The organism is Variovorax trehalosi, assembly GCF_051216415.1.
In the GTDB taxonomy this organism is placed as follows: Bacteria; Pseudomonadota; Gammaproteobacteria; order Burkholderiales; family Burkholderiaceae_C; genus Variovorax.
This window is the reverse complement of record NZ_JBPJZG010000003.1, coordinates 532,912-542,057: the sequence shown is the minus strand read 5'-3', so window position 1 is coordinate 542,057 and position 9,146 is coordinate 532,912. Positions and strand designations below refer to the sequence as shown.

General features: G+C 70.2%; 10 protein-coding genes. 8 read left to right on the top strand and 2 right to left on the bottom strand.

Annotation, left to right across the window (positions count from 1 at the left end; all coding sequences use genetic code 11):
- Positions 1-38 precede the first annotated feature (38 nt).
- The 4 genes from ACSFA7_RS14525 (at position 39) to ACSFA7_RS14510 (ending at position 3,796) form a co-directional block, all read left to right on the top strand.
- Positions 39-1,226 (top strand): alpha/beta hydrolase family protein, encoded by a 1,188-nt coding sequence (locus tag ACSFA7_RS14525; protein WP_435500014.1) that lies wholly within the window; start codon positions 39-41, stop codon positions 1,224-1,226.
- Positions 1,213-1,944 carry an enoyl-CoA hydratase/isomerase family protein gene (locus ACSFA7_RS14520; RefSeq protein WP_435500013.1) on the top strand — a complete coding sequence of 244 codons (732 nt, stop codon included), beginning with the start codon at positions 1,213-1,215 and terminating at the stop codon, positions 1,942-1,944. Before ACSFA7_RS14525 ends, ACSFA7_RS14520 begins: the two co-directional genes overlap by 14 nt.
- 77 nt (positions 1,945-2,021) lie before the next feature.
- Positions 2,022-2,993: a tripartite tricarboxylate transporter substrate binding protein gene (locus tag ACSFA7_RS14515; protein ID WP_435500012.1), complete on the top strand. Its 972-nt coding sequence runs from the start codon at positions 2,022-2,024 to the stop codon at positions 2,991-2,993.
- A gap of 38 nt (positions 2,994-3,031) precedes the next feature.
- Positions 3,032-3,796, top strand: coding sequence for an alpha/beta fold hydrolase (locus ACSFA7_RS14510; RefSeq protein ID WP_435500011.1), 765 nt, complete (start codon positions 3,032-3,034; stop codon positions 3,794-3,796).
- 22 nt (positions 3,797-3,818) lie between these two features.
- On the opposite strand, the gene ACSFA7_RS14505 is transcribed toward ACSFA7_RS14510, so the two are convergent.
- Complete coding sequence (locus ACSFA7_RS14505; protein ID WP_435500010.1) at positions 3,819-4,592, bottom strand: IclR family transcriptional regulator; 774 nt, start codon at positions 4,590-4,592, stop codon at positions 3,819-3,821.
- A gap of 178 nt (positions 4,593-4,770) precedes the next feature.
- On the opposite strand from ACSFA7_RS14505, the gene ACSFA7_RS14500 reads away from it, so the two are divergent.
- Genes ACSFA7_RS14500 through ACSFA7_RS14485 form a run of 4 tightly spaced genes read left to right on the top strand, consistent with a single transcriptional unit; the run spans position 4,771 to position 8,185 of the window.
- A complete protein-coding gene (locus ACSFA7_RS14500; RefSeq protein WP_435500009.1) occupies positions 4,771-5,532 on the top strand; it encodes an SDR family NAD(P)-dependent oxidoreductase in 762 nt (253 codons plus the stop codon).
- Between the two features lie 20 nt (positions 5,533-5,552).
- Entirely contained in the window at positions 5,553-5,879 is a 327-nt protein-coding gene (locus ACSFA7_RS14495; RefSeq protein ID WP_435500008.1) for an NIPSNAP family protein, read from the top strand.
- 5 nt (positions 5,880-5,884) lie between these two features.
- On the top strand, positions 5,885-7,195 hold the full coding sequence (gene hmgA / locus ACSFA7_RS14490; RefSeq protein ID WP_435500007.1) for a homogentisate 1,2-dioxygenase: 1,311 nt from the start codon (positions 5,885-5,887) through the stop codon (positions 7,193-7,195).
- 18 nt (positions 7,196-7,213) lie between these two features.
- Entirely contained in the window at positions 7,214-8,185 is a 972-nt protein-coding gene (locus ACSFA7_RS14485; protein WP_435500006.1) for a tripartite tricarboxylate transporter substrate binding protein, read from the top strand.
- A 24-nt stretch (positions 8,186-8,209) separates the two neighbouring features.
- Here the strand turns inward: ACSFA7_RS14485 and ACSFA7_RS14480 are convergent, their stop codons facing one another.
- On the bottom strand, positions 8,210-9,121 hold the full coding sequence (locus ACSFA7_RS14480) for a LysR family transcriptional regulator (protein WP_435500005.1): 912 nt from the start codon (positions 9,119-9,121) through the stop codon (positions 8,210-8,212).
- Positions 9,122-9,146: the final 25 nt, after the last annotated feature.

Genomic DNA, 9,146 nt, shown 5'->3' with positions numbered 1-9,146 from the left:
GCGAACAATGGATCGATTCTTCGACCTGACGCGGGACCATGTTCTTCTACTTCCCCCAAAACTATCGCTGGTCGCTCGCGGTGCTTCGCGCCATCGCCGCGGGTGGACTGTTCGGTGAAATCGACTGGGCCTGCTCCCGCCTGAAGGACGCGGCCGAGGTGCAGCCTTCCGGCGACGTGGAGGCCTGGCATCGCGCGTGGAGCGAACTGGGGCGCCAGCTCGAGCAATCGGCAGCCGACGCCCTGGCGCGCGGGCATCGCGTGAGCGCGAGCGACTTCGCCCTGCGCGCCTCGGTCTACCACCAGTGGGCCGAGGGGCTGCTGGACCCGGAAGACCCGCGCGCCGCGCGTGCTTATGCCAAGCATCTGTCGTGCTTCGAGACCTTCGCGCAGCACCGCGACCCCGCCATCGAGCTGGTCGACATTCCCTTCGAGGGCAGCGTGATCCCGGCCTACCTCGTGCCCGCCGTGGGCCGCAGCGGCCCGGGGCCGGTGGCGCTGCTGTCGGACGGCCTCGATGCGAACAAGGAAGAGATGTTCTATGTCGCGCAGAACCTCGCGCGTCGCGGCATCGCCACCCTCGCCTTCGACGGCCCGGGCCAGGGCTCGGCACTGCGCGTGCACGGCCTGACCGCGCGCCACGATTTCGAGAAACCGGTGACGGCCTGCGTCGACTGGCTCGTGCGGCGCGCGGACGTGGACCCCACGCGCATCGGCATGGTGGCCGCCAGCTGGGGCGGCTACTACGCGCCGCGCGCCGTCGCGTTCGAGAAGCGCATCAAGGCCTGCGCGGTGATGGGCGCCGTCTTCGACACCCATGCCTGCATGGTGCGGCGCGTCGGCTACGTGCCGGGCCAGGGCGCCACCCAGCTCGGCAACAGCGCGCCGCTGGGTACCACCGGCAAGCAGATCCTGCGCATCCTGGGCGTGCCGGACTGGGAAAGCGCATTCCGCAAGCTCGAGGATTTCCGCCTCGAAGGCGTGGCCGCACGCATCGACTGCGACCTCTTCATCGTGCACGGCGCCAACGACCGGCATGCCCCGCCCTCCGAAGCGCAGCGACTGATGGACGCGGTGAGTTCACGCCACAAGCGCCTGCGCGTGTTCACCGAGGAAGAAGGCGGCGCCGCCCATGTGAACCTCGACCGGCCCGAACCCGCGCTGAGCATGGTGTGCGACTGGATGGCCGAACGCCTGCAGGAGACACCGCCCCATGACCACGCCTGAAGAATCTTCCCGGATCGGTTGCGACGTGCAGGGCGACGTGGTCACCCTGCGACTGCAGCGCCCGGACGCCGGCAACCGCCTGACCAACGCCATGGCCCTCGCGCTGGCCGCTGCGCTGGACGCCGCGCGCGACAGCCGGGTGATCGTGCTGCGCGCCGTCGGCGCCGACTTCTGCCTCGGCCGCGACATGGCGCCGCCGCCCCCGGGCGCCGGGGTCAACGCGGCGGACGTGCTGCGCGACGATGCGGCGCCGATCCAGGCGCTCTACGACGCGTTCGGCCGCTGCCGTTCGCCGGTCGTCGGCATCGTGACGGGCCGGGCGTGGGGCATCGGCACGGTGCTGGCCGCGCGCTGCGATCTCACGCTGTGCGAAGAGGACAGCAGCTTCGCGCTGCGCGAGCTGGAACGCGGCATTCCGCCCTGCATCGCGATGGCGCCGCTGCTGGACCGGATGCCGGCCAAGGCGCTCGCGCACCTGGTCTTCGGCGCGGAGCCCATCGGTGCGCGCGAGGCGCTGGCCGCGGGCATCGTGGGCCGGGTGGTCGAGGGCCGCCGGCTCCAAGCCGAGAGCGATGCGCTGGTGGAGCGCCTTCTTTCCTTTCCCGCGCCGGCCGTGCAGGCGGTCAAGCAGTTCCTGGCGACCGCGCCGCGGCATCACGAGTCGAACGCGGTGCTCTATGGGGCGGGGCTGCTGGCCAACGTGCTGGGCTCGCGCTGAGACAAAGCGCTGGCAAAAGGAAGTGCCGAGAGGTGCCGGCGCAGCGCGGCAAGGAAAACAAAGAAGGAGACATCGACATGCGACTTCCATTTCTCGCGCCCCTCCTGGCCGCCTTCGCGTTGGCAGGCACATGCGCGCCCGCCGCGTCCGCCCCCTTCCCGGAAAAGCCGATCCGCATCCTGGTCGGGTTCCCGGCCGGCAGCACCGGCGACCTGATCGTGCGCATCCTCGGCCCGCGCATGACGCAGGGCCTGGGGCAACCGGTGATCGTCGAAAACCGCCCGGGCGCGGGCAGCAGCATCGCCGCCGAGGCCGTGGCCCATGCGGCGCCCGACGGCTACACGCTGCTGCTGAGCACCACCGCGAACGTCATCAATCCCAGCCTCTACCCGAACCTGCGGTTCAGCTTCACCAAGGACCTGACGCCGGTGACGCTGCTCGCCGAGGCGCCCGCGGTGCTGATCGCGCGGTCCGACCTTCCCGCCGGCACGGTCAAGGAGTTGATCGCCGCGGCCTCCGCAGCGCCCGGCAAGTTCAGCTATGGCTCCTCGGGCAACGGCACGTTCACCCATCTCTATGGCGAGTCGTTCAACCAGTCGGCCCAGGTGCGCCTGACCCATGTGCCCTACAAGGGCGGCGCCCAGGCGCTGACCGACGTGATGGCCGGCCGGGTGGACCTGGCCTTCACGCCCGCCGCGCCGGTGCTGGCGCAGATCAACGCCGGACGGGTCAAGGCGCTCGCGGTCATCGGCCGGCAGCGCATGGCCACCCTGCCGCAGCTGCCGACCTTTGCCGAAGCGGGCATCGCCAATTTCGACTCGGCACTCTGGTTCGGCCTGCACGCGCCCGCGGGCACGCCGGCCGTCGTGATCGAGCGTCTGGCTTCCGAACTGCAGAAGGTGCTCGCCGATCCGGAAGTGCGCCGGCAACTGAGCGACCAGACCGTCGAAGCCGTCGCCAGCACGCCGGCCCAATTCGCGAGCACCATCGCGAGCGAATCGGCCAAGTGGTCGAAGGTGATCAACACCGCGGGCATCAAGATCGATTGACGCGGCGCATTCGCGAACAAGGACACAGGAGAACGCACATGACGCTGGGCCACGAGATCCGGGGCAACGGCCCCCACCCGGTGATGGTGCTGCACGGCTGGTTCGGCGACCACAACGCGTGGGCATCGACCTATCCGCTGCTGGACGGGGCGGCCTTCACCTATGCCTTTCCCGACTACCGCGGCTACGGTGCCTCGCGGGCCATCGAAGGGGCGCACACGATCGCGGAGATCGCCGGCGACGCCATCGCCCTGGCCGATCAACTGGGTTGGGAGCGCTTCAGCCTGCTTGGCCACTCCATGGGCGGCATGGTGGCGCAGCGCGTCGCGATCGACGCGCCCGGGCGCATCGAGGCCGCGGTGTGCGTGACGCCGGTGCCGGCCTCCGGCGTGCCGCTGCCTCCCGAGGTGGCGGCGCTGTTCGCGTCGGCGGCCGCCAACGAGCAGGCTGCCCTCGGCGTGATCGAGGCATCGCTCGGTTCGCGCCTGACGCCCGCATTGGCCCGTTCGATCCTGGCCCACCAGCGCGCGACGGCCGACTCCGTGGCCTTCGGCGACTACTTCCACGCCTTCTCGGCCACCGATTTTTCCGACAAGGCGGGCGCACTGCGTGCGCCGCTGCTCGTGCTGGTGGGGGAACACGATGGGGGCGTGTCGCCGGACTTCGTGCAGGCCACCTTCCCCCGCATGTATCCGCACGCGCAGATCGAGATGCTGCCCAATGCCGGCCACTACCCGATGCTGGAGACGCCGGCGTACCTGGTGACGCGCATCGAGGCGTTCCTGCGCCAGCACGGGGGCTGAAGAAGAATCCGCCGCGGCGGCCTCACGACTTTCGCTTGCGCAACAGGATCTCCACCGACTGCGTCGCCTCGCGCAGCATGTCGGCCACCTGCGCAATGCGTCGCTGGCCCAGGCGCTGCGACAGGGCGGCCACGCTCAGCGCGCCCACGGCCTGCCCCATCGAATCGCGGAAAGGCACGCCGACCGCCTTGACGCCCAGGCTCACCCGGTTCTGGATGACCGCGGCCCCCAGCGCGCGCGCCTCCACGCAGGCTTGCGCCAGGTCCTCGGCCGACAGTTTCCCGAAGGCCGCTAGGCTCGGCCCCACCCTTTCGATGATGTCCGCGCGCTCCTCGTCGCCGATGGCCGAAAGGATCGCCAGCCCACCCGCGCCCACGCCCAGCGGGCGCCGGCTGCCGACCTCGAGCACCAGCGCGCGAATCGGAAAGGCCCCTTCGCGGCGATGCATGCAGACCGCGTCGAAGCTGCTGCGCACGACCAGGTAGACGGTGTCGCCGGTCTCGCGGGCCAGCGAGTCCATCGCGGGTTCGCAGAGGTCGCGGATGTCGTGCATGGTCGAACTGGCCACGCCCAGCTCGAAGGCCAGCGGACCGAGCTTGTAGCGCCGCAGTTCGTCGTTGAAGACCGCGAGCCGCTCCGCGGCGAGCTGGCCCAGGATGCGGTGCACCGAGGGGTGCGGAATCTGCGATTTCTCGGACAGCTCGGTCAACGCCAGCCCGCGCGGGCCCGCGGTGGCCAGCAGCTTGAGGATCACCACGCCTCGTTTCAGCGAGCCTGCGTCGGAGGGCGTTTTCATGTTCGATTGGTGGACAAACGGCTGGTTCGAGGCGGCCCATTAGAAAACAATTCCCGCTGGCGCCCTAGCGGCGCCCCGGCTATCGGACAGCACTTGCGCCGCACCCGGCGCATGCCGATCGAACAGAACGACCGAGGACATTCATGCAAGAGAAAAGAGCGCTTCGCGGGAGATGCCGATGAGCACGGCGCAGGAAGCGACCGCCTCGCTGGCGGGCCGGATCGCCGTCGTCACCGGCGGCAGCAGCGGCATCGGCGCTGCTTGCGTGCGTGCGCTGGCAGACGCGGGCGCGACGGTCGTCATCGGCTACAACGAAGGCGCAGAGCGCGCACGGGCGCTCTGCGAAGCGCTGCCGGGCAACGGCCACCGCACGTTGCGGATACCGCTGACCGACGGCGCGGCGCATGCCGCCATGGCCGACATGCTGCATCGCAGCTTCGGCCGCGTCGACGTGCTCGTGAACTCGGCCGGCTTCACGCGGCGCATCGCGCATGGCGACCTCGATGCGCTCGCACCGGCGCTGTTCGACGAGATCCTTGCCGCCAACGTCGGCGGCCCCTACGCCATCACGCGCGCGCTGATGCCGCTGCTGAAGGCGTCCGCCGATGCGGCGGTGATCAACGTGTCCTCCGTGTCGGCCTTCACGGGCCTGGGCAGCAACATCGCCTACTGCGCGGCCAAGGCGGCGCTCGACACGATGACGGTGTCGATGGCCCGGGCCTTCGGCCCCGTGCGCTTCGTGAGCGTCTCGCCCGCGGCGGTCGACACCGACTTCGTGCAGGGCCGCAACCGCGACGACCTGCTGAGGAAGGCCGCCGCCACGCCGCTCGGGCGCATCGTCACGCCGGAGGACGTGGCGCTCGCCGTGCTCGCGTGCGTGACGCACCTGCGCACGGCCACGGGCACGCGGATCGTCATCGACGGAGGGCACAGCCTGTGAAGGGCGCGGCCGCTGCAACCATGCTTGTCGAACAACGCACCTACACCACCCACCCCGGCCAGTGGCGCGCCTACCTGTCGCTGTACGAGGCCAAGGGCCTAGCCATCCAGCGCCGCATCCTCGGGCGGATGGTCGGCTACTACCGCACCGAGACCGGCCCGCTCAACCAGGTGATCCACATGTGGGCCTACCTGGACATGAACGAGCGCGCCGAGCGGCGCGAGCTGCTGATGGCCGACCCGGGGTGGAAGGCCTACGTGGTGGAGATGCTGCCGCTGCTGCAGAGCCAGGAGTCGAAGATCCTGCTGCCGGCCGCCTTCTTCACGCCGCAGTGGCAGCAGGACTGACGACCATGGCAACACATACGGACCAGGCCGGTACGGCGCCCGAGTACCAGAGCGGATTCGGCAACCAGTTCGCCGCCGAGGCGCTTCCGGGCGCATTGCCCGTCGGCCGCAATTCGCCGCAGCAGGCGCCGCTGGGCCTGTATGCCGAGCTGCTGTCCGGCACGGCCTTCACGGCACCGCGCGACCGCAACCTGCGCACCTGGATGTACCGGCGGCGCCCCAGCGCCATGCACGAAGCCTTCGCGCGCATCGACGATGGCGGCTGGCGCAGCGGCCCGTTCACCGAAGCGGAAACGCCGGCCAACCGGCTGCGCTGGAACCCCTGGCCGATGCCGGCCGCGGGCACGGACTTCGTAGGCGGAATGCTGACCGTCGCCGGCAACGGCGAGCCGCATGCACAGACGGGCTCGGCGGTGCATGTCTACCGCGCGAACCGCTCGATGGAGCGGCGCTATCTCGTGAATTCGGACGGCGAGTTGCTGATCGTGCCGGAGGCAGGCGCGCTCTTGCTCCACACCGAACTGGGCCGGCTGCACGTCGCCCCCGGCGAGATCGCGCTGGTGCCGCGCGGCATGCGCTTTCGCGTTGCGCTGCCGGACGGCGAGGCGCGCGGCTATGTCTGCGAGAACTACGGCACGCCCTTCCGCCTGCCGGAGCTGGGGCCGATCGGATCGAACGGGCTCGCGAACGCACGCGACTTCCTGGCGCCCGTCGCGGCGTTCGAGGAAGACGCCGGGCCCGTGCGCATCGTCAACAAGTTCATGGGCCACCTCTGGGAAGGCGGGCAGGCGAGCACGCCGCTGGACGTGGTCGCGTGGCACGGCAACCTCGTGCCCTGCAAGTACGACCTCGCGCGGTTCATGGCCATCGGCACGATCAGCTTCGACCATCCCGATCCGTCGATCTACACGGTGCTGACCTCGGGCAGCGACACGCCCGGCGTCGCCAACTGCGATTTCGTGATCTTCCCGCCGCGCTGGCTGGTGGCGGAAGACACCTTCCGCCCGCCCTGGTTCCACCGCAACGTGATGAGCGAGCTGATGGGCCTCGTGCGCGGCGTCTACGACGCGAAGGCCGAGGGCTTCGTGCCCGGCGGCGTGAGCCTGCACAACTGCATGCTGCCGCACGGCCCCGACGCCGCCACCTTCGAGCGCGCGAGCACCGCCGAGCTCGCGCCGCACCGCCTGGCCGACACGCTGGCCTTCATGTTCGAGAGCCGCCACGTGTTCCGGCCCACGGCGGAGGCGCTGGTCGCGGCGAACCTGCAGCCCGACTACGACAAGGTGTGGGACGGATTCAAGGCCGGCGACGCATAACGACAGGAGACAACGACCATGACGACCTTCAGGCGACGCGACCTCGTCGCCACCGCCGCCGCGCTCGCGCTGGTGCCTCTGGCGCGCGCACAGGACGGCTACCCCGACCGGCCGATCCAGCTCAACCACGGCTTCGGCGCGGGCGGCAATGCCGATGTGGTCTCGCGCCTGCTCGCCCAGAAGATGCAGGAGACGCTCAAGCAGCCCGTGGTCGTCGAGATCAAGAGCGGCGCGGGCGGCCTGATCGCCATCGACTTCGTGGCCAAGGCCCGGCCCGACGGCTACAACCTCGTCATGCTCACCGGCGCGCACACGGTGTCTGCGGCGTTGCGCAAGACCCTGCCCTACGAGCCGGTGAAGGACTTCGCCTTCGTCTCGACCGTGACGAGCTTTCCCTTCGTCGTTGCCGTGCGTGCGGACCATCCAGCCCGGACGCTTGCCGAACTCCTCGCGACCGCGCGACAGGCGCCCGGGCGCGTCACCTTCACCTCGGTGGGCGTGGGTTCGACGCAGCACATGGTGGGAGAGCTGCTGGGCATCAGCGCGGGCGTCAGCCTGCTGCATGTGCCCTATCGCGGCGGCGGCGCGCCGGTGCAGGCGGTGATCGCGGGCGATGTCGACATCCTCGCGGACACGCTGACGGTGGCGACGCCGCACATCCAGTCGGGCCGGCTGCGCGCGCTGGCGGTCACGAGCGCACAGGCCTGGCCGTCGATGCCGCAGGTGCCTGTCGTGGCCAGTGTGCTGAAGGGCTTCGAGATCCGCTCCTGGCTGGGCCTTGCGGCGCCCCAGGGCACGCCGCCCCTGGTGATCGAGCGCCTCGATCGCGGCGTGCGCGCGGCGCTCGACGATCCGGGTGTGAAGGCGACGCTGGCGTCGCTCGGCAGCGAAGCCTCGCCCTCCTCGCCCGCACAGATGAAGTCGATGGTCGAACGGGAGATCAAGCGCTGGAGCGAGGTGGTCGCCCAGGCCGGGATGGCCCGGCAATGAGCGCTGCATGCGCTCGGGCAAGCGCTACGGGGTCTCGCCCTCCTGCCGAATGCCGTCCAGCAAGGTCATGCGGAAGATCTCGACCAGTGGCCGCAGGTTGACGTTGTGCCAGGCCGCCCACAGCGGCGTCCTGTAGGTGAACCATGGCAGCTCGCGCAGCACCACGCCGGCGGGCGCATGGTGGCGCAGGCTGCGCTGCACCATCGCGACGCCAAGGCCCGCGGCCACCAGCCCGAGCGCGGTGAGCGGCTCGGCGGCCTCCATCGAGATGTTCGGCGTGAACCCGGCCTTGGCGCATGCGGCGACGAAGCCATCGTGCGTGAGCGCGCTCTCCTTTTGCTGCACCGCGATCCAGTCCAGCTTTCCGAGCGCGGCCGGCGTCAGCTTTGTGGCCGATGCGAGCGGATGCGATTCGGGCAGTGCCAGCAGCATCGGATCGCTCGACAGCAACGCGCCCTTCAGGTCGGGGTCGTTCGCCAGCGGCGGCTCGCACACCAGCGCGATGTCCAGGCTGCGCTGCCGCAACCCCTCGAGCTGGTCCGCCGACTGCTGGTTGTAGAGCGCGATGTGCACCGCGGGCCGCGTGGCGCGCAGGGTGCGCAGCGCATCGGACAGCACGCCGGAGTGCATGGCGTTCTCGATGTAGCCGATGCACAGGCCGCCCTCGTCGCCGCGCCCCAGCCGGCGCGCCAGTGACTCCAGGCGGTTGGCATGCGTCAGCAGCGCCCGCGCCTCCGCGAGGAAGGTGCGGCCGTCGGCCGTGAGGCGGATGCGCTGCTGGCTGCGCTCGAACAGCACGAGGCCGAGCCGCTCTTCCAGCTGCGCGATCTGGCGGCTCAGCGGCGACTGGGAGATGTGCAGCCGCTCGGCGGCGCGGCCGACGTGCTCGTCTTCCGCGACGGCGACGAAATAGTGAAGTTGGCGGATATCCAGCATTTAAGACCCATGGCGACTCAAGTTC

Coding starts and splice junctions, on each gene's coding strand:
- ACSFA7_RS14525 (WP_435500014.1), top strand. CDS start 39: ATGTTCTTCTACTTCCCCCAAAACTATCGCTGGTCGCTCGCGGTGCTT.
- ACSFA7_RS14520 (WP_435500013.1), top strand. CDS start 1,213: ATGACCACGCCTGAAGAATCTTCCCGGATCGGTTGCGACGTGCAGGGC.
- ACSFA7_RS14515 (WP_435500012.1), top strand. CDS start 2,022: ATGCGACTTCCATTTCTCGCGCCCCTCCTGGCCGCCTTCGCGTTGGCA.
- ACSFA7_RS14510 (WP_435500011.1), top strand. CDS start 3,032: ATGACGCTGGGCCACGAGATCCGGGGCAACGGCCCCCACCCGGTGATG.
- ACSFA7_RS14505 (WP_435500010.1), bottom strand. CDS start 4,592: ATGAAAACGCCCTCCGACGCAGGCTCGCTGAAACGAGGCGTGGTGATC.
- ACSFA7_RS14500 (WP_435500009.1), top strand. CDS start 4,771: ATGAGCACGGCGCAGGAAGCGACCGCCTCGCTGGCGGGCCGGATCGCC.
- ACSFA7_RS14495 (WP_435500008.1), top strand. CDS start 5,553: ATGCTTGTCGAACAACGCACCTACACCACCCACCCCGGCCAGTGGCGC.
- hmgA (WP_435500007.1), top strand. CDS start 5,885: ATGGCAACACATACGGACCAGGCCGGTACGGCGCCCGAGTACCAGAGC.
- ACSFA7_RS14485 (WP_435500006.1), top strand. CDS start 7,214: ATGACGACCTTCAGGCGACGCGACCTCGTCGCCACCGCCGCCGCGCTC.
- ACSFA7_RS14480 (WP_435500005.1), bottom strand. CDS start 9,121: ATGCTGGATATCCGCCAACTTCACTATTTCGTCGCCGTCGCGGAAGAC.